Source organism: Bacillus sp. FSL L8-0099 (assembly GCF_038006385.1).
Lineage (GTDB): Bacteria > Bacillota > Bacilli > Bacillales > Bacillaceae_G > Bacillus_A > Bacillus_A toyonensis.
In genome coordinates, this window is sequence record NZ_JBBOVC010000001.1 from 4,701,846 (window position 1) to 4,725,925 (window position 24,080).

Sequence of the window (24,080 nt, forward strand, 5' to 3'; positions counted from 1 at the left end):
TTTAGATAGAGAGAGAAGATATTTATGGGGGAGCTTATGTCTAAAAAATTAGTAAAGCCTATTTTAAACGGTATTTTATTTCTCGGCGTCTTTTTATTTGCTCATACATACTTAAAAAATGTTTCCTTCACACGTTATTTACTTGTCGTTATACCGATGTTACTCGTTGGTATGTTCGGCATCGACCTTATTTTATCCATTTTAATAAAAAAAGAAGAATAACGAGCGAGGATGTCTCATAAGTCGAGATTTTTGACTAGATGACATCCTTTTTATTTTCTATTTTGGAATCAGCGCTACAGTACATGAATTTATATCAACGATTTTTCAAATATATCTACCATAACTCAAAATATATCAACGATTCGACACAAAATATCGATTTACCTACAAAAATTGACAATAGTAACAACCCATACTAAGAAGAGAATGTTTCAATATATTTTTAGAACATCCTTTTTTATTTAATAATCACCTTATGTTACAATGAAATTCGGCACAAAGTGAGAAAGGATGAAACAACATGACAAACGAAAAAGGTTTAGATAAAGGGTACGAGCTTGTTGCAAAAATGCATGAAGATTTCGGACATCCTGTAACAAATACTCCAACAAAACTAACAGAAGAGCGCGCAAAAATCCGTGCAAGTTTTATGCAAGAAGAGCTAGAAGAATTTCTAGAAGCAACTACTGTTGAAGATCAATACGATGCACTTATTGACCTTATTTACTTTGCATTCGGAACGTTTGCAGAAATGGGCGTACGTCCAGATAAAGGATTCGAGATTGTAAACAACGCAAACATGGCAAAACTATTCCCTGATGGGAAACCTCGATTCCGTGAAGGCGACGGCAAAATTTTAAAACCAGAAGGCTGGCAAGCACCAGAACCACAACTTCGTGCTGAAATTGAACGTCAGCGCCAAGAAGCTGAAAAAAACTGCTAGGATTTCCTAGCAGTTTTTTATTATGTCTTTTTTTCTGCAGCTCATTAATGACCCACGTGCCCCGCGTGTCCTGCTGCTCCACTAATACTAGCTGCTCCTGCTGCTGCCCCTGCTCCTCCTGCTCCAATTCCCCCTGTCCAAGGAGACGATTGTTGCTGTTGTTGATATTGCTGATATTGTTGTTGGCCTTGATGATGCTGTTGGCCTTGGTGATGATGTTGACCTTGGTGATGGTGTTGACCTTGATGATGCTGTTGACCTTGATGATGATGTTGACCTTGGTGGTGGTGTTGACCTTGGTGGTGGTGTTGACCTTGGTGGTGGTGTTGACCTTGGTGGTGGTGTTGACCTTGGTGATGATGTTGGCCTTGGTGATGATGTTGGCCTTGGTGTGTTTGGAAAAGAACAGCTTGCGGATGAATATGGTGGTGACCGTGATGATGTACTTGTTGCTGATGATGGCCATGATGTTGGTGATGGTCGTGATGTTGATGATGACCATGATGTTGGTGATGACCATGATGTTGGTGATGACCATGATGTTGGTGATGACCATGATGTTGGTGATGACCATGATGTTGGTGATGACCATGATGTTGGTGATGGCCGTGGTGCACATGATGACCGTGAACACCTTGAGGGAAGCCTCCGACTCCACCAGCTACAACACCGACGCCAGGTACAGGTACTCCTCCTTGTGCTCCTCCTACGAAAGATGGAAATGTAGTTGGCATACCTACAGGTACTCCCCCTTGTGCTCCTCCTACCAATGTCGGAATCCCTGTTTGTGCTCCAGCCACCGATGTTGGAAATCCTCCATGTACTCCACCCATCCAGCTCGGAATTCCACCGTATCCTTGTTGCCCTGCTCCTCCCATTAACATCATTTGTTCATAACTATCCGATCCACCTCCGAAGAAGCCATGCGGTGCATTATTGTCCATCCCTTTCATTCCTTTCACCCCTTGTTTTCAATTTAACCTACCTTTTGTATCATATTTCCTAGTTAAAAATAGGTGTTTGTCTGCATAAGAATTCCTCACCTTTTTCCTCATCCGTGATAGAATCAATTGACTGATTATTCTTTCTCCACTTTAAAAGGAGGTATTTCTATTGAAGAACGTAACAAAAGCTTCAAACGACGATTTAGATTCAATCTTACATATAGATATTGATGTAATCGGAGACGATAGTAGACGAAATTATATTAAACACGCTATTGATGAGGAGAAATGCATCATTGTAAAAGAAGACAATTCTATTTTAGGTTTTCTGACGTATGATACGAACTTCTTTAGCTACACGTTCCTCTCATTAATCATTGTTTCGCCAACAAAAAGAAGACAAGGCCATGCAAGCTCATTAATCTCCTATATGTTAAGTAATTCTCCTACGCAAAAAATTTTTTCTTCAACGAACGAATCGAATGCAAATATGCAAAAAGTTTTTAAAGCGAATGGATTTATGCGTAGTGGAATAATTGAAAACTTAGATGAAGGTGATCCAGAAATTATTTTCTATATAAAAAAGCTCAGAGCATAAAGGCTCTGAGCTTTTCTTTCATTCATTAGTTTGCAACAACGTTAACAAGTTTGCCAGGAACGACAATTACTTTACGAACTGTTTTTCCTTCGATTTGTTCTTTAATTGCTTCAAGTGCAAGTTGTTCCATTTCTTCTTTTGATGCGTCTTTACTCATTGTTAATTTTGCGCGAACTTTGCCCATAATTTGAACAACGATTTCAACTTCATCTTCTACAAGTTTAGACTCATCAAATGTTGGCCAGCTTGCATATGTGATTGTTTCATTGTAACCAAGCTTGCTCCAAAGTTCTTCCCCGATATGAGGTGCAACTGGTGCAATCATTTTTACGAAACCTTCTACATATTCTTTCGGAAGTGTATTAGCTTTGTATGCATCGTTGATGAATACCATCATTTGAGAAATCGCTGTGTTGAAGCGAAGCTCTGCATAGTCTTCTGTTACTTTCTTCACTGTTTGATGGTAAGCTTTTTCAAGCTCTTTATTTGGTGCATCAGTAATTTTCTCACTTAATTCACCGTTATCTTGAACGAATAGGCGCCATACGCGGTCTAGGAAACGACGAGCTCCGTCAAGACCATTTTCAGACCAAGCGATTGAAGCATCTAATGGTCCCATGAACATTTCGTATAGACGAAGTGTATCTGCACCATGGCTCGCTACGATATCATCAGGGTTTACAACGTTACCTTTTGATTTACTCATTTTCTCGTTGTTTTCACCTAGAATCATACCTTGGTTGAATAATTGTTGGAACGGCTCTTTCGTTGGAACTACACCGATATCATATAATACTTTATGCCAGAAACGAGCATATAGTAAGTGAAGTACAGCGTGCTCTGCACCGCCGATATAAATATCAACTGGAAGCCATTGTTTTACTTTTTCAGGATCTACAAGTGCTTCGTTATTGTTTGGATCCATGTAGCGTAAGTAGTACCAACAGCTACCAGCCCATTGTGGCATTGTGTTCGTTTCACGACGACCTTTTTTACCAGTTTCAGGATCAACAACATTTACCCACTCGTCAATGTTAGCAAGTGGTGATTCACCTGTACCTGAAGGACGGATGTTTTCTGTTTTCGGAAGAACTAATGGTAATTCTTCTTCTTTCACAGCTGTCATTGTGCCATCTTCCCAGTGGATTACTGGAATTGGCTCACCCCAGTAACGTTGACGGCTAAATAACCAGTCACGTAGACGGTACGTTACTTTTTGATTTCCTGCGCTCGTCACTTCAAGCCATTCAATCATTTTTGCGATTGCTTCTTCTTTATTTAAGCCATCAAGGAATGCTGAGTTTACGTGTGCACCATCACCTGTGTATGCTTCTTTCGTAATGTCTCCGCCTTTTACAACTTCCTTCATTGGAAGATTGAACGTTGATGCGAATTCATAGTCACGCTCATCGTGAGCTGGAACCGCCATTACAGCACCTGTTCCGTAAGTTGCAAGAACGTAATCAGCGATCCAGATTGGTAATTTCTCACCGTTTACTGGGTTAACTGCGTAAGCACCAGTGAATACACCAGTTTTCTCTTTCGCAAGTTCTGTACGCTCTAAATCACTCTTCATTTTTACAGAATTAATATAAGCTTCTACAGCTTCTTTTTGCTCAGCAGTTGTAATGTCAGCAACAAGTGCATGCTCTGGAGCAAGTACACAGTAGCTTGCACCGAATAGTGTATCAGGACGCGTTGTGAAAACTGTGAATTTTTCATCTGTACCGTCGATGTTAAAGTGTACTTCTGCACCTTCAGAACGACCAATCCAGTTACGTTGCATATCTTTTAAGCTTTCTGGCCAATCAAGCTCATCTAGATCTTCTAATAGACGATCTCCGTAAGCTGTAATTTTTAACATCCACTGTCTCATCGGACGACGCTCAACCGGATGCCCACCGCGCTCACTCTTACCATCAATGATTTCTTCGTTTGCAAGTACTGTACCAAGTGCTGGGCACCAGTTTACAGGTACTTCATCAACGTAAGCTAAGCCTTTTTCAAATAGTTTTAGGAAAATCCATTGTGTCCACTTGTAGTAGTTTGGATCCGTTGTATTTACTTCACGATCCCAATCGTAAGAGAAGCCTAATGCTTTAATTTGATTACGGAACGTATTAATATTAAGCTCTGTAAATTCTGCCGGGCTGTTTCCAGTATCAAGTGCATATTGCTCTGCTGGAAGACCGAATGCATCCCATCCCATTGGATGAAGAACGTTATATCCTTGCATACGCTTCATACGAGATAAAATATCTGTCGCTGTATAACCTTCTGGATGTCCTACGTGTAAGCCTGCACCTGATGGATATGGAAACATATCTAGTGCATAAAATTTTGGTTTTTCTGTCTCATCTGGCGTACGGAATGTTTTATTCTCTTCCCAATATCCTTGCCACTTCTTCTCAATTTCTTGATGATTAAAGCTCATGAGATACCCTCCTTGAAATTCTATTTATTTTCACCGCCCAAAATACAAAAAACCTCTCATCCCTAGAAAGGGACGAGAGGTTATAGATTCCCGCGGTACCACCCTAAATTAATGTAAAATATACATTCGCTTAGATCCGTAACGTGGATTAACGGCAATTGCTACTATTAGTTTCACAACTGCAACTCAAAGGCGAGTTCATAACGAAACGTGGATTGACTTGCACCGACCGTCAACTCTCTAAACCAGCTTCTATTACTACTACTCCTTTTCACTGTTATTACAAATATGAGTTAATTTAAATATATTCTAAAACATGTTACATGTTCCGTCAAACTAAACTGCAATTTTTTCTTCAACTGTTTCTTCTACTTTTACTCGTTTATCATAAATGCTCGTTGCTATAAGCGCTACTACAAGCATTACCATGATTGCGATAAACAATACTTCCATATTGTATAAATCAACAATTGCTCCGCCAACGACTGGTCCGAACATTTTCCCTACAGTCGCCGCACTATTTACGACCCCTTGATAAAATCCTAATTTATCTTTCGGTGCAAGTATATTTGCAATGGTCGGAACCGCTGGCCATACGAATAACTCACCAATCGTTAATGTTACCATCGCAACGAGGAACATCGTAAATTGCTGCGCTTGACTTAACACAATGAATGAAGCCGCAAAAATGAAAATCCCAATCATAATTTGTTGTTTTAAAGAACGCTTCATCCAGCGAATTAGCATACTAACGAGCGGCTGCGCACAAACAATCATCGCTCCGTTTATCGTCCATAATAAACTATAGTGACGAAGGCTAATATTTAATTCTTGCATATGTGTTGCAATCGCCCCTTGCCACTGTACGTATGTAACCCAGCATAAAGCATATGCTACACACACAATAAGAAGTGCTTTGAATCCCGGTGTAAGTGACCACCCTTTTTTCGTTTCGACTTCTTTTTGTACCTCTGACCCTTTTTTGTCTTCCATACCACGGAATCCAATAAAAGCAATTAAGAAGAAAACAAAGTATAAAATAAAGTTCGCTAAGAAAATATAATCAAAACGATACGACGCAACTAAACCACCGCACGCTGTTCCAATCGCAATACCAACGTTTTGTCCAACATACATCGCATTAAATGCTCGTCTTCCGCCCTCTGGCCAAACTGTACCAACCATCGCATACATCGATGGAAAGACCATTCCAGAACCAAAGCCAATTAATGCTAGCCATACAACATATAACGGCCAACCGTGGAAGAACACAAGACCTAAAATCGATACGAGTGTAATGACAATTCCTACTAAAATTGATTTATAACCGCCCCATTTATCAAATAAAACACCGCCGAGCAAGTTTCCGATTACACCAGTAAGCGAGTTGATCATTAATACCATTCCAGCCACTGATAAAGATTTCCCTAGATGATCATGCAAATAAATTGTATTAAAAGGCCATAAAAAAGAAGCACCCGTGACATTAATAATCATCCCAGCTACTAATAGCCATACTTTCCTTGGCATATTCTCCCCTCCTATTCTATTTTTTTCGTTCATATATAACAGTAAAATTGTAGTCGTTTTTAAATAGGAAGGCAACTGATTAATAGTTGATGAAATTCAGATAATGGTTTATCGGTAAATGAAATTATATTGATTGTCGCTTGAAAATATATCAGAGATTTTCTAATTATATCGACTTACCGAAAAAAACGACAGCAGCAACAATCTATAAAAAAGAGGAGACTGCATTCACTTCATGCAGTCTCCTCTTTTTTATATTACCCAACTTCTTTTTCTCGCTTCGCACGTTCTTTAGCGCTCCATTTAAATATTTTATCCAACAGAGAGTATATCCTCCCAGACTCTTTCGTTAACAAAGGACCTAACGATGCCAATATTAACACGTATAAAGCTGAGAATGGTTTAATCGTCGCCATTAAGCCGCCCGCAATTCCAATATTTGCGACAATAATGGAGAATTCTCCGCGTGATACAAGCGTTAATCCGATATTCGTAGATGCCTTATGTGATAACCCTGCTTTACGTCCCGCAGCCATTCCAGCGATAAAATTACCGATGAGAGTAATGAAAACTGCTCCTAAGGCCAACCACACGGCTCCTCCAAGAGAAAATGGATCTATACTTAAACCGAAACTGAAAAAGAATATAGCTCCAAAGAAATCACGAAACGGAACGACAAGATGCTCGATTCGATCACTATGCTCCGTTTCAGAAAAGACAAGCCCTAATAATAACGCTCCAATCGCCTCAGCAACATGAATCGTTTCTGAAAAACCAGCCACAAAGAATAAAATAGCGAATATTACGATAATAAAAATTTCATTAGACGAAATATCTAATACTTTATTTAGGAACGGCGTAGCTTTTCGAGCGATTATAAAGAATAATAACATATAGCCTACTGCGATTAAAACAGATGTAAGAGCACCTACAAATGACGTTGCCCCTCCGAGTACTAACCCTGAAACAACTGACAAATATACAGCTAAAAAGATATCATCAAACATAATGATTCCTAAAATTAGCTCCGTCTCTTTATTACCAGATCGCCTTAAATCAACAATTACTTTTGCGACAATTGCACTCGAGGAAATTGTTATGATTCCGGCAATAATTAATGTTTCTAATAAGGGGAAACCCATTATATATCCGTAAAGCAAACCTAATATAAAATTAAGCGATATATGAACAGTTCCCCCAAAAGCAATCGACTTTCCGGATTTAATTAATTTTTTTATTGAGAATTCTAAGCCTAAATAGAATAAGAGGAATATGACGCCAACACGGCCGAGGAAGGAAATTACTTCTCCGCTTTCAATAAACCTTAAATCGATAAGCCCTAAATCTGGGGCATGAGGCCCCACTAGCATACCGAGTATAATGAGAAACGGAATAATCGAAAACTTTAACTTTGCAGCGAGGATAGCTGCAAAAGCTACTAATACTAACGCAGTTCCAACTTCAAAGACTAAAGTATCCATCGATTATGAGTCACCTCCCGCTGAAAGCAACTCATTAATAATTCTCTTCACTTCATGTCTTTCACCCGATAATACGAGCATATCACCAGCCTCAATGATAGAATCTGGACCTGGATTGAAAAATTTCTTCATATTCTTTTTCAAAATAGCAATGATTGTTACGTTATATGTTTTTCGAACATGTAAACTACCAATTGTCTTTTGTACGACTGGTGCGTTATTTTCTATTTTAAACCACTCAATTGATAATCCTTCAAAAGCCATCTCAATCGTGTCTAACGCTTGTGGCCTATAGACCATTCCGCCTAATATAGCCGCAATTTGTCTCGCTTCAGAATCGCGAAGAGAAATGCTTGAAATACTCTCATCATGATCCACATCAAAATGATACATTTCTCTTCTTCCATCATCATGAATAACGATAACCATTTTTTCATTACCTTTCGTAATTACTTCAAACTTACAACCAATACCCGGAAGTTCACTTTCTCTAATATTCATATTTTCCGCCCCCTAAAATTTTTAGTTACGGCTTTTACAAATCTACATCGATCTCCGTTTTAAACTTTTCATCTTTTGAAATACCTAAATATTTGAGCGTTTCTGATGGCGTTGCGTGATGGAAATGTTTTTGCAGTAGCGCAATCGCTATTCCTCTTTTGTACGCGTGAAACCCAAATGTTTTTCTCATTGAATTCGTTCCAATCTTCCCAATAATTCCAACTGCTTCCGCAGCATTATGAATCACCCGATAAGCTTGTTGACGCGTAATTGAATTTGTCGTTTTATTAGATTGAAATACGTAGTTTTCTCTTTGAGCATCAAAAGATTGTACGTACGCTAAAAGCGCTTCTTTTACTTTTGTATTTAAATAAATATCTTGTTTAAATTTTTCATCTTTCACAGGAAGAGAATAAAACTCTTTAGCAGTTCCATCTTCATTTAATACATCTTCAAACTTCATACTAAGTAGCTCAGTAATTTTTAATCCCGTGTTAATTCCAATAACGAATAAAAGATAATCTCGCTGGGAATGCTCTTTCAAATATTTTTTCATAGCCTCAATTTGGCTTATATCTTTTAGTGCCTCTACAACTTCCATACATGTATTCTCCTCATCTTATGAACGGTAATTTTCTCATCATGTTGTCCATTTTACCTTATCATGCTATGAGAATTCCATGTATTATCCATTTCCTTTTAAATTTTTTACACTATACAATTGAAGCGATATACTTTAATTCATCTAAAAATTCTGGATATTTATGATTTGGAAACTTACTATTGTAAAAATACGTTGCGGTTAGAAAAATAACGAGGGATAAAGATGAAAATAGTAAAACTTCTTTGGACCTTAGCGCTATACTTATAACTTCAAATAAAGATCCACCTTCTTTCTGCAAATTGGATTCCTCCTTTCAGTTCCTGCTACTTTATACATTTAGTTTATGTTACTTAATTATATTCTATAACATAATTAAGTAACATATCAATGTTTTTTTGATATTTATTTCTGAAAATAAAGAAAAATACCGAGCACCCTATGCTCGGTATTTTTGTTATTAGTCCTCTTTCGGAAGAACAATTCCTTTATACAATTGAACTGTAATGAAGTAATAAATCGCATAAATAACTACGAAAATTACGATTGGTACCCAAATACGGAAGTAAGGATCCATTAAAATAAATCCGAAAATATTCATACCAACTAATACGTGAGCGATACCCACAATTGCTGGGAATAAGAATACTAAGAATAACTCTTTATAAATAGATTTTGTTAATAATTCACGGCGCACCCCGATTTTACGAAGCATTTGATAACGCGTAATATCTTTTGATGCACCAGACAGAATTTTAAACATTAAGCAACTTGCCATCATCGCTAAGAAAGCAATGCCAAGGAAGAAGCCCATAAACACTGTTCCACTCGCAAAACCGTAGAACATGTCGTAAGCTTGATATTTACTGTTCATTCTTTCAGCCGTTACATTTTTATATTTATCTAGCTGCAACTCGTCAAGTTTTTTCCATTCTTTTGTATATGTTAAGAAATCATCTACTTTTCCGATAAATGCTATACCTTCTTTACCATTTATCCCATCGTACATTTTTTGATCTACAATTTTAATCGCATGATCTTCGTATATATAATATGGATGGATTGTACTAAAAGCATCAACCCATTCTTGTGGAAGTTCTTTAGCGTTCGCATCTTTTTCATTCATTTCTCTAGAAACTGCACCTACTGGTAGTTCCTCTGAAGCTTTCTTCGTATTTACTAAATCTTTCATCGACTTCACGTTTGTCATATCTTTTACTAAAGGACGATTTTTCTCTAAATCCTCTTTTACATAGTAAACGTATTTATCATCTACTTTGTAACGATATTCGCTTTTCTCTTTAAATGTAATACCGTCTAAAATTTTCTTTTCTTCAGCTGTTGGGTTATGAACTACTGAATCATATATTACTAAACCATCTACCATTTTTATAACGTTATTTTTAAACGCCATACCACCTGAAATTGCACCCGCTCCAAGAGCAACTAACATTGCTACTGTCGCAAGCACTTTCGTTAAACTATTAATACGGAAGTTTAATTGTGCAAAAGTAAAAGCGTTAAGCCCTTTTTCGCTTCGTTTTTTATTACTTTTTAACTTTTTAATAATAACAGGAAGAAGCGATCCAAATAGCATGTAAGTACCAGCTGTTGTTGTAATTAATGCAATAATGATTCCCATTTCTCTTAGTTTTTCCATGTAAATCATTGATGCATAGCCAATACCTAATAAAATAACCGCAAGGAATGCAACTAAACCTGTCATTTTACCTTTTACCGCAACACGTTCTGTTTGTGCATCTGCATGTACAAGTTGTAATACAGAAATGCGAGATAATTTAATACTGTTCATAATTGCTGATAATACAAATAGTGCAAAGAAGAAGATAAAAGTAACAGTCATGGATGGTAAATAAAATGCTTTATAACCTTCACCCGCAAATTCGAGTTGTTTCATTAACAACTGACCAATACCTTCAGCAAGTCCTACACCAACTGCAAGTCCAATCGCAAGAGACGCGGCACCTAATACAATTGTCTCAATAAACATAAGTAATGTAACTTTATGCTTTTTTGCTCCTAACATCATATACATACCAAACTCTTTTTGACGAAGAGATAGTAAGAAAGAGTTCGCATATAAAATATAGAAGAATGTTATAATAGCTAGTAAAAATGAACCTGCTTGGAATACAAATCCAATTTGACCAATAGTAGAATTTTCCTTAAGGAAGGCCTCGTTTAACGCTAATGTTTGGAACATATAAAAAATTGAAATAGACATGACAAGGCCGACAAGTAAGACGATATAATCTTTCAGCTTACTTTTTAGTCCTGACATGGAAAGTTTAAATAACATGCTCTAGAACCTCCTTTCTTACGCTTTTTGTGTGCCTAAGTCTGCAAGCACATCTAAAATTTCTTTATAAAACTCTTCACGTGTACCACCACGGTGAATTTCTTTATATAGCTCACCATCTTGAATGAATAAAATACGCTGACAGTAACTTGCACTATACGGATCATGTGTAACCATCATAATAGATACGCCTTGATCTTCATTTAAGTTTGTCATCGCATCAAGTAAACTCGCTGCATTTTTAGAATCAAGCGCTCCTGTTGGCTCGTCCCCTAAAATAATTGCTGGCTCATGTACTAAAGCACGTGCTGCTGCTGAACGTTGTTTCTGTCCACCAGATACTTCAGATGGATACTTTTGAAGTATTTCTGTGATTCCTAACATATCTGCTACTTTTTCTACTTTCGGTCCAATGTTACGTGATGAAACACCTTGAAGTGAAAGTGGAAGTGCAATGTTTTCGTAAATAGATAAGTTCTCTAATAAGTTAAAGTCTTGGAAGATGAATCCTAATTTTTGTGAACGGAAATCAGAAAGCTCGCCTTGTTTCATTTTCGTAATATCCGTACCCGCAATTTCAACAACGCCGCCCGTTGCTTTATCAAGCGTTGAAATTACATTTAATAATGTCGTTTTACCAGAACCAGATGGTCCCATAATCCCAACAAACTCACCCTCTTGAATCGAGAATGAAACACCTTTTAAAGCGTGTGATTGGTTCTCACCTTTTTTACCGTACACTTTTTGAACGTTTTTCACGTCTACAACTGGTTTCGTCATATATATCCTCCTACGTTTGTTTTTCCATTACCTATTTTGCGCCTTTTGGGGGTGAACTGCTATTTGTTAACATTACAATTACCTTACACTTTTGTAATATAAAAAACGGGCGTGTGTAAGGTTCGTTCGTAAATGAATTTTTATCAGTGATTTTCAAAATATATCGACTTACCGACAAAAGATAACAATAAAAATAGGCTGTTCCACAAAAGGAACAGCCGACTTCTCTCTTTATTTCTTTAAAGGTGTTACCGTCCAATACGTAATAACACGCCAAATCCATTCTAGTGGACCCATTTTAAAGATTTTCATCCAAATTACACTAAAAACAATTTGAATTGCATAAATTGCGATACAAACATATAACGTCTGCATGTATGTTAAGTTTCCTACAAAGTTAAATACACTACCTGCAATTAAGATCATTGCAGTTTGTCCAATATAATTTGTTAACGCCATACGACCGTAGTATTTCAGTGGTGCTAACAATGTTTGAACTGGTTTTAGCTGAAGTAATAAAATTAATGCTCCGACATAGAAAGCTGAAATAATCGGTCCGACTGTAACACCAATTTTTAAGAATTGACCTGTAGCATCTATTGTTCCATCTTCATTCATGATTATCATATTTACGAATGGCTCAGCAGGAACGTGCCCATATTGATACCATAACGCTGCAACACTTAATACAAACATAATGCCTGTAAAAATAGCGACTTGTTTAATTTTCGCTGAAAGGTTTTCAAATACTTTATACTGCCCTGCAGCAAGGCCTAATAAAATTAATCCTAATGGTAATAGTTCCTTAAAAGCCATAATACTAAAAGCTATTGTAAGAATAAGACCAATTACTAAATTCACTTCTTTTTTCGCTTTATAAAATGGTAAAACGATTAACCCGCAAATTGCATATAACGTTAATGCCTCTCCTGGCTGAAACATGTAATGAATCAAACCGAAAATAAATAGTGCAACTACTCGGCGTAGAAATAGAACATATCCATTCTTCCCTTTCGCAATTGCTCTCGTTATAAAGATATAGAATCCTACTCCAAATAAGAATGAGAAGATTGAGAAGAAACGACCTTCTACAAATAAGTATAGAAACCTTTGATAACTTGCATCCACTGTATTAGGGTCTGGAATTTTAATATTAAGTAGTGCAAGAATATTTACTAAAATAATCCCCAGTAGTGCGAAACCACGAATGTAATCTAACTCATCAATTCGTTTGTTTGTAATATTGTTCCCCATAAAGCAACTCCTTGTATAAAATTTAATCCTTCCTTACTCTACTGGAAAAGGACAATCGTAACTATCGGTTAACCTTACAGGAATCTTACATTATTGTAATATAATAAAATAAAACCAGGTCATATTGCGACCTGGTCTACTCTGATTGCTTCGATCTTTGAGGTTGTCCTTTTTTACTGTTGCGCTGTTTCACTTGCACAACTGGATCAAGCTCATTCGAAAACTCAGCGTTATGTCCATTTTGTGTTTTTTGCTCTGGGTTATTTTGATCTGAACGTTTCGCCATTACATTCACTCCTTATTAGTGCGGTGTAATAATCATTTGGTGTTGCAATTGGCGAATTGCCATACGTGCTCTATTTAACTGCTCACGTTGCTCATCATTCGCATGTTGTTGCATCGTTTGTAAATCGTTATATGCTTGTTCTAATTGTAACTGTGCATCTGAATACTCCATCGTATTGTAATGCTCTTGTCTCATACCAAGATCTAATTGCTCTTTCGCATATTCCACCGCTTGTTCCGCCTGTGTAATATACGATTCAAGTGATTGACGCTCTGCCATAATTGTCCCTCCTTGCTTCAATTCCCCTTTAGTGTGTCCCTTCCATCTGAACCTTATGAGTATGTTATAATGGATTTTATTTGTTTCATTTTGACTCGTCTTAGGAGGGAAAGTAATGAAGGTTCAAAACCCTTTTCCATATACAAACGACAATAAACGTTATCATACATGGAATTACCATTTACGAAATGAATTTGGTGAAAAAATCTTTAAAGTTTCATTAGATGCTGGCTTCGATTGCCCGAACCGTGACGGTACAGTTGCTTATGGTGGCTGTACATTTTGCAGTGCCGCTGGATCTGGTGACTTCGCTGGCGATCGCCGCGATGATGTTATAACGCAATATCATGAAATGAAAGAAAAAATGCACGCAAAGTGGAAAGACGGAAAATGTATCGCTTATTTCCAGGCGTACACAAATACACATGCTCCACTTGAAGTGTTAAAAGAAAAATTTGAACCGCTTCTAGCAGAAAAAGACGTTGTCGGTCTTTCTATCGCAACTCGTCCAGATTGTTTACCGGACGATGTCGTTGCATATTTAGCGGACTTAAATAAACGCACTTATCTTTGGGTTGAGCTTGGACTACAAACTGTCCATGAACGTACTGCCAATCTTATTAACCGCGCCCACGATTATCCGTCTTACGTTGCAGGTGTAAATAAATTACGTAAGCACGGCATTAGAGTTTGCTCTCATATTATTAATGGTCTTCCACTTGAAGATTACGACATGATGATGGAAACAGCTCGTGAAGTAGCGAAGCTTGACGTACAAGGAATTAAAATTCATTTGCTTCATTTATTAAAAGGAACGCCAATGGTGAAGCAATATGAAAAAGGACAATTGGAGTTTCTTTCTCTTGAAGATTACGTAAGTCTCGTTGTTGACCAACTTGAAATGATTCCAGAAGACGTAATTGTGCACCGTATCACAGGTGACGGTCCACCTGATTTAATGATTGGCCCAATGTGGAGCTTAAATAAATGGGAAGTATTAAATTCCATCGATGCAGAATTTGTACGCCGCGGAAGCTGGCAAGGAAAATATGCAAATGAGGAGAAACAAAAATGAAATTAGAACGTGTATTACCGTTTGCTCGCTCGCTGCTGCAAACGGCTGTTAAAGAAGGCGATTACGCTGTAGATGCAACACTCGGAAATGGTCATGATGCTTGCTTCCTAGCTGAAATTGTTGGAGATAACGGAAAAGTATTTGGATTTGATATTCAAAAAGAAGCAATTGAAAGTTCTACTATCCGTCTAAAAGAAAAAAAACTTTTCGAACGTACTGTTTTAGTTCACGATAGTCACGATACACTTGTATCCGTATTACCAGAAGATGCAAAAGGAAAAGTAACAGGCGCAATCTTCAACTTAGGTTACCTTCCAGGCGGAGACAAACATATCGTTACAAAGCCGAACTCAACGATTTCGGCGATTGAACAATTATTAGAAGTAATGGCACCTGAAGGTATCATCGTCCTTGTCATTTACCACGGACATCCAGAAGGACAAGTAGAACGCGACGCTGTACTTAAATTTGCAGAAGAACTCGACCAAAAACAAGCTCACGTTTTGCGATACGGCTTCATTAACCAGCAAAATAACCCGCCATTTATTGTGGCGATTGAGAAGCGATAAAGTGAAACTTTAATCAGTGGGGCATCCCCCGTTAATGCCCTCACCAATCGAGCATTAACGGGGTAATTATATCAACGATTTTTCAATTATATCTATCATAACTCGGGATATATCAACGATTTTTTCGATATATCTATCATAACTTACAATATATCAACGATTTCTTGGATATATCGATTGTTCGACAAAACATAACAAAAAAAGACGTGCACTCACTGCACGTCTTTTTGTTATTCTCCTATATAATGGATATATACAATGTTAAAGGAGACGAAAAAATGATTGGAATACTAGCAGGAATGGGGCCAAAATCAACTGGGCCATTCGTCGATACAGTTGTAGCAGAGTGCCAAACAATATATGGAGCAAAACATGATATGGACTTTCCTCATATGATGATTTATTCTTGCCCAACACCGTTTTACATGGATCGTCCTATCGATCACGAAGCGATGAAAAAAGCGATTATTGAAGGAGCACAAAAACTCGAAAGTGCTGGTGTAGACTTTATTGCTATGCCGTGCAATACAGCGCATCTTTATTTTGAAGAATTACAGCATTCTCTTTCTATTCCAATTTTGAATATAGTCGATGAGACGTTACGAGCAATTCCTGAAACTGTAAAAAGAGTCGCTCTTCTCGCAACAGAAGCGACTGTTCAAGCTGGAATTTACCAAGACGGGATTGCAAAACGTAATATAGAATACCTCCATAATGAAAAATGGCAGGAGATGATTAATCAAATTATTACTTGTATTAAAAGCGGAGAAGTTGAAGAAGCCCGCAAATTATGGAGCGCACTCGTTTTACAATTAAAAGATGAAATAGATACTGCTATTATCGCATGTACTGATTTGAATGTTGTGGCGAGTGAGGATTTTGTGGATTCTGCTCAATGTCTTGCTGAGGCGGTTGTTAGGATGTATCTATCAAATACTAAGAGATCTTCATAAACATAGAAAACAGCCCTTTTAAAATGTGTTTTTTGTTTGCTAAAAATCCCCAAAACTTTTAACTTTCTTCACAATTCTTTCAAAGTAATCACACTTAATCTCGCTATATTAAATAAGTAGTTATTCATATAGGGAAGGTTAGGGGAACTGAAAGTATGAAACAAAATCGTTCGCTTCATTACATTTTTTGGCGTTGGCATTTTTATGCTGGGCTTTTTATTACGCCGCTTCTTATTACTTTGTCACTGAGCGGAATTGGGTATTTATTTCGGGAAGAGGTTGAAGATTTCATCTATAAAGATTTATATTTTGGGAAGAGCGCCCAAACAGTATCTATTTCGATGTCTGATTCTATTTCCTTAACTGAGAAAAAATATCCACATTATAGTGTGGCGAAAATTAGTGAGTTTAATGGGGATTATAATACGAGGCTTACTATTGCGAATGAATATACTGGGCAACAAAAATATGTGTATTTAGATAGCAATAATCAAATTGTTGGGGATCAAAACGCAAGTGAAACGTTTGCCAATATCATGCGGGAATTACATAGTTCTCTTTTAGTTGGTGGTACTGTCGTCAACTATATTGTAGAACTCGCAGCATGCTGGACAATCTTTTTAATTATGACTGGTTTATATATGAGTATACGCCAATTCAAAAACACACCATCATCCAATAAGCGAGAAAAAGCAAAACGGCGTCATTCTATTATCGGTATTATATTTACAATTCCTCTCGTTCTGCTAGTCGCATCTGGATTGCCGTGGTCAGGATTTATGGGCAACCAAATTTATAAAATCGCAGCGTCGAATGAATCGATCGGATATCCCAAATTATATATGGCACCGCCTGAATCGAAGGTAAAAGAATTGCCGTGGGCAACAAGAAAAGAAGCTCCGCCTGAATCGAATTCAAATGAACCGAAAGCAATTTCTGTCGATGAATTACAAAAAGGAATTGAAATAAAAAAGCCATATGTTATCTCACTACCAGCTGATCCAAAAGGTGTATTCACTGTTTCGAAATCGAGCGGTTCTGGTATTACAGGTATGCATGTTGCACCAAATGAAGAGATAACAGCTTACTTTGATCAATATAGCGGAGAACTCATTTCAAAAACGGACTATCGTGATTATGGCTTATTTGCACAATGGTTCACTTACGGTATCCCGCTTCACGAAGGACATTTATTCGGATGGCCAAATAAAATATTATGCTTACTAACGACATTTTCTTTATTACTTCTCATTTATTACGGAATAAAAATGTGGTTAGCAAGAAAGCCGAAAGGAAAATTAGCAGCACCGCCAAAGCAAAGAGATAAGAAAAGCGTACTCGTTTTCTTTATCATGATGGTTATACTAGGCGCTGTCATGCCTTTATTCGGACTGTCTGTTTTAGTTATTTTTGCGATTGAACTTCTTATATATGTATTTTCAAAAATACGATTATAATGAAAAGAAAACCACTCATATAGAGTGGTTTTCTTCAGAGTGTTGGGAAACCCTTTAGGGTTCCCAACATTCTGCAATCCTTTTTAATTTTAGTAAATGAAAACAATATAAAATAATAAATTTTAGAAAAACAGCCCTCCACCAGACCTTTTTTGGTTAGGTGAAGGGCTATTTTTTTCATGTTTTGACAAGCTGCGGTGAGGTAAGCTTGCATTTGGACAGACTTCAGCCCTCGAAACCGAGCATATCGATAGCCATGTAGTTCTTTGGCATCCGCAAAGCTTCGCTCTATAGTTGAACAGCGTACTTTATACAGTCTTTTCCCTGTAGCTGTTAGTTTGTTTTTTCTAGCGATATCTTTATATTTTTCCCATATATGATGAGTGATAACTTTTTGTTTTTGTTTTTTTGAAAAGCATACCTCACGTAGCGGACAAACAGCGCAGTCTTCTGGATTTGATTTATATTGACGATATCCTTCGCGATCCGTTGTCGTATATTCTAAAATACATCCCATCGGACAAGCAAATACATTCATTTCTTTTACATATTTAAATTGGCTTTTCGGAACGTCTTTATTTCGCTTTCCAAATCGGCGATACCCCATCACCATAAATATATTCTGTTCTGATAGTTTCTTACAGATATAACCTGTAAAATAGCCTGCATCAAGAGCTACAGCTTCAACTTTGAATCCGAATTTATTAGTTTGAGCTTGTAGACGTGCTAAATACGGCTCGGAATCCGCCATATTTCCAGCCGTTATATAGGTATCTGTAATAATATTATATTTCGCATCAGTCGTACGATGATCTAAGAAATGAAAACCGTTCGGTTTTCCATCCCTCATTAAAAATCCACTATCTGGATCCGTTGTACTGATACGAGTTTTTTTAGTGGGGGTATCACTTTCCTTTCTAGGTCTTAATTCTTTTTTCCATGTACCTCACGATCTTCGATTACCGCAGCTTCTAGTTCATCTATATAGAACTTTGCCTTTTCTTTTTTATATTTATGTACAAATTTATTTTTATTGGCATTCGCCTTAATGTGTGTAGAATCTGTCATCAACGCACGTCCTCCCACCATACGGTGCTCGGTCGCTTGACTCACAATCTCATCAAAAATTTCTTCGAAAATATTTGTATGAATGAAACGAGTACGGCGATTCCAACTGATTGTAGAATGATCTGGAATTGTATCTGATAGAGAAAAACCTAGAAACCAACGGTAGGCAATATTCGTTTTGATCTCCTTTTCCAATTGTCGCTCTGAACGAATACCATAAAAATATCCGATAAACATCATCTTAAATAAAACGATAGGGTGAATTGACGGACGACCATTGTTTTCACAGTAATAAGGGCGTAACTTTTCCTCAATAAAATCAAAACTGATTGTCGCTTCAATCGCACGAAGGAAATGGTCTTGCGGAACTAATTCTTCTACAGAAACGGATACACGCTCATCACGATGATTTTTTAAAGCACCCATCATAAAAAATCTCTCCTTTACCTCTTTTTTATCAGTGTTGACACATAAAAAGAGGTTCAGACACATAAACAGGCTGTGGAGAAGACTTTCTCCACAGCCTGAAGAAAACCACTCATATAGAGTGGTTTTCTTCATCACTGCGCCATTTTCTTTCGGTACAACTTCCCGTTCCAATAGAAGAATCGTGAAGTAAGCCCTCCGTATTTTACAATGCGCCGTGCCATTTTGTGCATATTCTTTTGTGCTGATACTTTTTGATCTGATAAATAAATACCAAGTAACCCTCGGCTAATAAGACGATGAAACTTCGCATGAGGCAAATCACCAATGCTGTTCTCTGCTTCTTCTACAAAATGTTTCATGCGATCTAATATAGCTTGCTCGTTTTCGTAATAACTACAGAAATTCAAATCTCCGCCTATACGGTCTTCTTCTTGATCGATAAAATAATCAAGTAAAATATGGAGTCCTTGTACGTAAGGGAAGTACCCTTGTCTAATTTTCGCAATATCTTCATCATGTAATTCATCATGAAATGCATATGCTACAAGACAGAAAATTCCAAGTGTAGAACCGGCACATGCTGAAAATTCAAACCAGCTCATCTCAGGTAAGTTTTCTTTATGTGCTTCAAACCAAGTTTTCAGGCGCGGCTCTCTTTCTTCTAACTTCACGTGTTTATGAATTTGCAAATCACAATAATAACAAGCTAGTTCATGAAGAACAGGAGCAATTTTGTCATAGTGCTTCGTTTTCTTTAAAACATCTTGGCACGTTTCAACAAGTTCATCTAAATAACCACCATCATCTTGATCATCACGATAACGATAATAATTACCGCCACCTTCTACTTCAGGTGATAATGCCATTAACATGGATTCATGCAGCGCGGCAAAATCGTTCGGATCAAGTGATGTACTGCGATCACATAAATTATCTAAATAGTCGCTAATCGTTTGATACGCTACGATAAAACGAATACATTCCTCTCGGTGTCCATTTGCTAATAGCGCTAAAATGCCACCGCCCTCGCAATGAAACGTTTTATGCTCAATACTTGCGATTGCCTGACTATGAAGCTCATCATTCGGAATATGGTAGGCACGCTCTTTCCACATCGCTAGCTCATGGTGTACAACCGGAAACACATCACGGTATACTTTCGCCATGAGCGTTATGGGATTACTCGGTACGTTCACTTCTTCCTTCATCTCCTCTATTCATTGTACAAATAATTTACTTATTTGTTTCTATTATGTTATTGATACGTATTTCAGTAAATGACTGAATATAATTCAAAATTTCATCACGCTCATACTCATTTAATAATTCATGATAACAATTAGGCCATTCTTTATATCCCTTATCACTTATTTTAACATTATCAAACCACATGCGGACACGTGTTTTATCTACAAGTTTATCCTCACATGCTTGCATTAGCAAGAGCGGAACATCTGGAAAATCGTTTATTTTCTTATGGGCCATTTCAATAGACTTAATTAATTCACTATACCAACGTACTGATACTTTGCGCAAGAACAATGAATCATTCTCCATCGCATCTCTCACTTCATGATTACGTGTCGACATTTCCACTGTAAGATTCGTTGCAAATTGCAATTTTGGTGCAACAACATTTAATATTTTTGAAGCCGCTCGAAGCGGAGCAGCAGGTGCAGCTAATACGCCTAAACATGGCGAACTTAAAATGATACCATCTATATCTTCTCTCTTCGTTTCTTGCATCATACGAATCACGATAAGACCGCCCATACTATGACCGAATAGAAAAATAGGTACCCGGTATTTTCTAGCTTCTTTCACCCATAATTTAACTTCTTCTATGTATTCATCAAATGAATCAATATGTCCTCTATTTCTCGAAGTCGTTCCATGTGACGGAAGGTCTCCCATCACGACGTGGTAGCCGATATGATTCCACATTTCCGCGACCGCTTCGTAGCGTCCGTGATATTCCATTGCGCCGTGTACAATAACGACTACAGCTTTCGCTTCCTCCGCTTCATAATTCCACATACAGACCTCCTCCATTTCACTCTTTTTCATAATTTGATACACTAAAACTAGTCTCTAGGAAAGGAAGGCTTTACATGATATATCCTTATAAAGAAAAAAAACCAAAAATTTCGAGTAGTGCTTTTATCGCTGACTATGTTACGATTACAGGCGATGTTTCCATTGGTGAAGAAGCAAGTATTTGGTTTAATACAGTCATCCGAGGTGACGTATCACCGACTATAATTGGAGACCGGGTAAATGTACAAGATCAATGTACACTCCACCAAAGCCCTCAGTATCCTCTTATTTTAGAAGATGACGTTACAGTTGGACATCAAGTCATTTTACATAGCTGTCACATTAAAAAAGATGCTTTAATTGGAATGGGATCTATTATATTAGATGGTGCTGAAATTGGTGAAGGAGCCTTTATCGGTGCTGGGAGTCTCGTTTCACAAGGGAAGAAAATTCCACCAAATACGTTAGCGTTCGGTCGCCCAGCGAAAGTCATTCGTGAATTAACAGAAGAAGACCGTAAAGACATGGAACGAATTCGCACACAATACGTTGAAAAAGGTCAATACTATAAATCATTACAAAAATAATTTTCCTGCTGCCATAAGATTGGCAGCTTTTTTCATCCCGATTGGTGAAGGCTAATAATCAGTGGTGGATGAACAGAATCCCCACTGATTAAAGTTTCACTTTATAAAAACTAACTTTTTCTTTACAAAACATTATTATTCCCTCAACAAAATCTTATTAAAATAGAAGCAAATATCTCCATATATATGTAGATGAGGGAGGATAATTTTCATGAAGGTCAGTGGATTATATAAAATAGAATGTTACATTTTCAAAGAAATTAATCGCTACTTTGATCAAAAAACATTAAATATCTTTTTCAGCAATATTACTCATATTGGTGGTGCCACTTTCTCCATTGCACTCACACTTTTCTTTTTAATTTTCGCAAAAGGGACTTTGCATCAAGCTGCAATTGCAACTGCTATTTCTTTAGCAATTAGCCATATTCCTGTGCAAATATTAAAAAGATGGTATCCGCGAAAACGTCCTTATTTAGCAATTCAGGATGCAAAATATCCAGTCCATCCATTAAAAGACCACTCTTTCCCGTCTGGTCATACAACGGCTGTTTTCTCTGTGTTCATTCCATTTATTTGCTATAATCCAAGCTTACTTGTTTTTCTATTACCGCTAGCATTATGCGTCGGGATTTCTCGCATTTATTTAGGGCTTCACTATCCGTCAGACGTATTCGTCGGTATGTGCCTCGGCACTTGCTCTGGCATCATCTCTTTTTATCAATGCATCCCACTCTTCACGTAAAGGAGCGATATGATGAGAGTCGCCATATTTACCGATACTTTTACACCACAAATCAATGGGGTTGCGAAAACATTAGAGCGATTAACACGTTACTTTCAAAAAGAAAAGATTGCCTATTCTGTTTTCGCCCCTCAGCATACCGCTGAAGATAATTTCGTAGCAAATGTGAACAAAATGAGAAGTATCCCGTTAACAATATTATATCCAGAATGCCGCTTTTCTTTTCCTACTCCGCGCATTAAACGGGAACTTCTTACCTTTAAACCTGATATGATTCACATTGCTACACCTTTCAACATGGGACTTTGTGGATTGTATTATGCAAAAAAGTTAAACATTCCAGTTGTCGGTTCTTATCATACTGATTTCGATGCCTATTTACGCTATTACAAAATCGAATTCCTCTCTAATATGCTTTGGAACTATTTAAAATGGTTTCATAGTCATATGCAAAAGAATTTTGTTCCTTCCTCTGAAACATTACATCAACTAAAAAATAAAGGGTTTCAGTCCCTCTCTATTTGGGGACGTGGTGTAGATTGCACACTCTTTCATCCAGCTTATAATACAGACCTATTCCGAAAAAAATATAATATTACAGCGAAGTATGTCCTTTCCTATGTTGGACGGATTGCTCCTGAAAAAGATATTGATACGTTGCAAGACCTTATCGTTAAATCCGCGCATACTCGAAACGACATTCATTGGCTCATCGCCGGAGATGGTCCTCTAGCAGCAAACTTATGTGAAGCTGTCTCGAAAACAAATGTCACTTTTACTGGCTATTTACAAGGTGAAGATTTAGCTGAAGCATATGCTTGTTCTAACATAATGGTATTTCCATCAGCTACTGAAACGTTTGGAAATGTCGTACTCGAATCACTTGCATGTGGTACCCCTGTCATTGGTGCAAATAGTGGCGGAGTTAAAAATATTATTACAGATGGAAAAACGGGAGTTCTTTGTCCACCAAAAGATGCGGATGCATTTCTATCATCCATTTATTCTTTATTACAAAATAAAGAAAAACTTATACAGATGGGAATAGCAGCTTCGTCTTATGCGAAATCCAAAAGCTGGGATGAGATTTTTCGTGGCTTACTTAATCAATATGAAGAAGTCCTTCAGCACACCACATCAGAATTACTCGCTTAAACACAAAAACTCCCTTCAAAAAAATGAAGGGAGTTTATTACACGAACACAA

Annotated in this window: 25 protein-coding genes and 1 other annotated feature; of the genes, 10 read left to right on the forward strand and 15 right to left on the reverse strand. The window is 37.3% G+C overall.

Features of this window, described 5'->3' with window-relative positions; genetic code table 11:
• Nucleotides 1–36 precede the first annotated feature (36 nt).
• On the forward strand, nt 37–222 hold the full coding sequence (locus MHH42_RS23960; RefSeq protein ID WP_000038783.1) for a hypothetical protein: 186 nt from the start codon (nt 37–39) through the stop codon (nt 220–222).
• A gap of 301 nt (nt 223–523) precedes the next feature.
• Nucleotides 524–946: a hypothetical protein gene (locus MHH42_RS23965; protein ID WP_000180546.1), complete on the forward strand. Its 423-nt coding sequence runs from the start codon at nt 524–526 to the stop codon at nt 944–946.
• A gap of 44 nt (nt 947–990) precedes the next feature.
• Here the strand turns inward: MHH42_RS23965 and MHH42_RS23970 are convergent, their stop codons facing one another.
• Complete coding sequence (locus MHH42_RS23970; RefSeq protein ID WP_340894324.1) at nt 991–1,899, reverse strand: VrrB protein; 909 nt, start codon at nt 1,897–1,899, stop codon at nt 991–993.
• A gap of 160 nt (nt 1,900–2,059) precedes the next feature.
• On the opposite strand from MHH42_RS23970, the gene MHH42_RS23975 reads away from it, so the two are divergent.
• Nucleotides 2,060–2,488, forward strand: coding sequence for a GNAT family N-acetyltransferase (locus tag MHH42_RS23975; protein ID WP_000800326.1), 429 nt, complete (start codon nt 2,060–2,062; stop codon nt 2,486–2,488).
• A gap of 25 nt (nt 2,489–2,513) precedes the next feature.
• On the opposite strand, the gene leuS is transcribed toward MHH42_RS23975, so the two are convergent.
• From leuS to MHH42_RS24030, 11 genes are all read right to left on the reverse strand, one after another.
• Nucleotides 2,514–4,922, reverse strand: a complete 2,409-nt coding sequence (leuS, locus tag MHH42_RS23980; RefSeq protein WP_000009469.1) for a leucine--tRNA ligase — start codon at nt 4,920–4,922, stop codon at nt 2,514–2,516.
• A gap of 65 nt (nt 4,923–4,987) precedes the next feature.
• Nucleotides 4,988–5,206, reverse strand: a binding site (T-box leader).
• A gap of 52 nt (nt 5,207–5,258) precedes the next feature.
• Nucleotides 5,259–6,452 carry an MDR family MFS transporter gene (locus MHH42_RS23985; protein WP_001137542.1) on the reverse strand — a complete coding sequence of 398 codons (1,194 nt, stop codon included), beginning with the start codon at nt 6,450–6,452 and terminating at the stop codon, nt 5,259–5,261.
• A gap of 257 nt (nt 6,453–6,709) precedes the next feature.
• On the reverse strand, nt 6,710–7,933 hold the full coding sequence (locus tag MHH42_RS23990; RefSeq protein ID WP_000380433.1) for a cation:proton antiporter: 1,224 nt from the start codon (nt 7,931–7,933) through the stop codon (nt 6,710–6,712).
• Nucleotides 7,934–7,936: 3 nt separating this feature from the next.
• Nucleotides 7,937–8,434 carry a cation:proton antiporter regulatory subunit gene (locus tag MHH42_RS23995; RefSeq protein WP_001026058.1) on the reverse strand — a complete coding sequence of 166 codons (498 nt, stop codon included), beginning with the start codon at nt 8,432–8,434 and terminating at the stop codon, nt 7,937–7,939.
• 34 nt (nt 8,435–8,468) lie between these two features.
• Nucleotides 8,469–9,035 (reverse strand): tyrosine-type recombinase/integrase, encoded by a 567-nt coding sequence (locus MHH42_RS24000; protein WP_097837491.1) that lies wholly within the window; start codon nt 9,033–9,035, stop codon nt 8,469–8,471.
• Between the two features lie 112 nt (nt 9,036–9,147).
• A complete protein-coding gene (locus MHH42_RS24005; protein ID WP_340894329.1) occupies nt 9,148–9,336 on the reverse strand; it encodes a hypothetical protein in 189 nt (62 codons plus the stop codon).
• Between the two features lie 159 nt (nt 9,337–9,495).
• On the reverse strand, nt 9,496–11,355 hold the full coding sequence (locus tag MHH42_RS24010; protein WP_097837493.1) for an FtsX-like permease family protein: 1,860 nt from the start codon (nt 11,353–11,355) through the stop codon (nt 9,496–9,498).
• An 18-nt stretch (nt 11,356–11,373) separates the two neighbouring features.
• A complete protein-coding gene (locus MHH42_RS24015; protein WP_000165849.1) occupies nt 11,374–12,135 on the reverse strand; it encodes an ABC transporter ATP-binding protein in 762 nt (253 codons plus the stop codon).
• A gap of 231 nt (nt 12,136–12,366) precedes the next feature.
• Nucleotides 12,367–13,389 carry a DUF418 domain-containing protein gene (locus MHH42_RS24020; RefSeq protein WP_016109235.1) on the reverse strand — a complete coding sequence of 341 codons (1,023 nt, stop codon included), beginning with the start codon at nt 13,387–13,389 and terminating at the stop codon, nt 12,367–12,369.
• 136 nt (nt 13,390–13,525) lie between these two features.
• Nucleotides 13,526–13,675 (reverse strand): hypothetical protein, encoded by a 150-nt coding sequence (locus MHH42_RS24025; protein WP_001129345.1) that lies wholly within the window; start codon nt 13,673–13,675, stop codon nt 13,526–13,528.
• A gap of 15 nt (nt 13,676–13,690) precedes the next feature.
• Nucleotides 13,691–13,954: a YtzC family protein gene (locus MHH42_RS24030; RefSeq protein ID WP_000840865.1), complete on the reverse strand. Its 264-nt coding sequence runs from the start codon at nt 13,952–13,954 to the stop codon at nt 13,691–13,693.
• Nucleotides 13,955–14,069: 115 nt separating this feature from the next.
• Between MHH42_RS24030 and MHH42_RS24035 the strand changes: the two genes are divergently transcribed.
• From MHH42_RS24035 to MHH42_RS24050, 4 genes are all read left to right on the forward strand, one after another.
• Nucleotides 14,070–15,029, forward strand: coding sequence for a TIGR01212 family radical SAM protein (locus MHH42_RS24035; RefSeq protein ID WP_000868008.1), 960 nt, complete (start codon nt 14,070–14,072; stop codon nt 15,027–15,029).
• Nucleotides 15,026–15,598, forward strand: a complete 573-nt coding sequence (locus MHH42_RS24040; RefSeq protein ID WP_000764466.1) for a class I SAM-dependent methyltransferase — start codon at nt 15,026–15,028, stop codon at nt 15,596–15,598. Before MHH42_RS24035 ends, MHH42_RS24040 begins: the two co-directional genes overlap by 4 nt.
• A gap of 278 nt (nt 15,599–15,876) precedes the next feature.
• A complete protein-coding gene (locus tag MHH42_RS24045) occupies nt 15,877–16,551 on the forward strand; it encodes an aspartate/glutamate racemase family protein (RefSeq protein WP_016109236.1) in 675 nt (224 codons plus the stop codon).
• A gap of 155 nt (nt 16,552–16,706) precedes the next feature.
• Nucleotides 16,707–18,008 carry a PepSY-associated TM helix domain-containing protein gene (locus tag MHH42_RS24050; RefSeq protein WP_262714690.1) on the forward strand — a complete coding sequence of 434 codons (1,302 nt, stop codon included), beginning with the start codon at nt 16,707–16,709 and terminating at the stop codon, nt 18,006–18,008.
• A gap of 34 nt (nt 18,009–18,042) precedes the next feature.
• On the opposite strand, the gene MHH42_RS24055 is transcribed toward MHH42_RS24050, so the two are convergent.
• From MHH42_RS24055 to MHH42_RS24065, 3 genes are all read right to left on the reverse strand, one after another.
• Nucleotides 18,043–19,505, reverse strand: a protein-coding gene (locus MHH42_RS24055) for an IS1182 family transposase (protein WP_375166148.1) whose coding sequence is annotated in 2 segments (ribosomal slippage) — nt 18,043–18,944 and nt 18,944–19,505 — 1,464 coding nt in all. Because the reading frame shifts where the segments join, the coding sequence is not laid out codon by codon here.
• Nucleotides 19,506–19,636: 131 nt separating this feature from the next.
• Nucleotides 19,637–20,701, reverse strand: a complete 1,065-nt coding sequence (locus MHH42_RS24060) for a tetraprenyl-beta-curcumene synthase family protein (RefSeq protein WP_016109237.1) — start codon at nt 20,699–20,701, stop codon at nt 19,637–19,639.
• A 37-nt stretch (nt 20,702–20,738) separates the two neighbouring features.
• Nucleotides 20,739–21,542 carry an alpha/beta hydrolase gene (locus MHH42_RS24065; RefSeq protein ID WP_016109238.1) on the reverse strand — a complete coding sequence of 268 codons (804 nt, stop codon included), beginning with the start codon at nt 21,540–21,542 and terminating at the stop codon, nt 20,739–20,741.
• A 74-nt stretch (nt 21,543–21,616) separates the two neighbouring features.
• On the opposite strand from MHH42_RS24065, the gene MHH42_RS24070 reads away from it, so the two are divergent.
• The 3 genes from MHH42_RS24070 to MHH42_RS24080 all read left to right on the forward strand — a co-directional run bounded on the left by MHH42_RS24070 (nt 21,617) and on the right by MHH42_RS24080 (nt 24,029).
• On the forward strand, nt 21,617–22,129 hold the full coding sequence (locus MHH42_RS24070) for a gamma carbonic anhydrase (protein ID WP_000640192.1): 513 nt from the start codon (nt 21,617–21,619) through the stop codon (nt 22,127–22,129).
• 211 nt (nt 22,130–22,340) lie between these two features.
• Nucleotides 22,341–22,874 (forward strand): phosphatase PAP2 family protein, encoded by a 534-nt coding sequence (locus MHH42_RS24075; RefSeq protein ID WP_016109239.1) that lies wholly within the window; start codon nt 22,341–22,343, stop codon nt 22,872–22,874.
• A gap of 12 nt (nt 22,875–22,886) precedes the next feature.
• Nucleotides 22,887–24,029 carry a glycosyltransferase family 4 protein gene (locus tag MHH42_RS24080; protein WP_097837498.1) on the forward strand — a complete coding sequence of 381 codons (1,143 nt, stop codon included), beginning with the start codon at nt 22,887–22,889 and terminating at the stop codon, nt 24,027–24,029.
• The last annotated feature ends 51 nt before the right edge of the window (nt 24,030–24,080 follow it).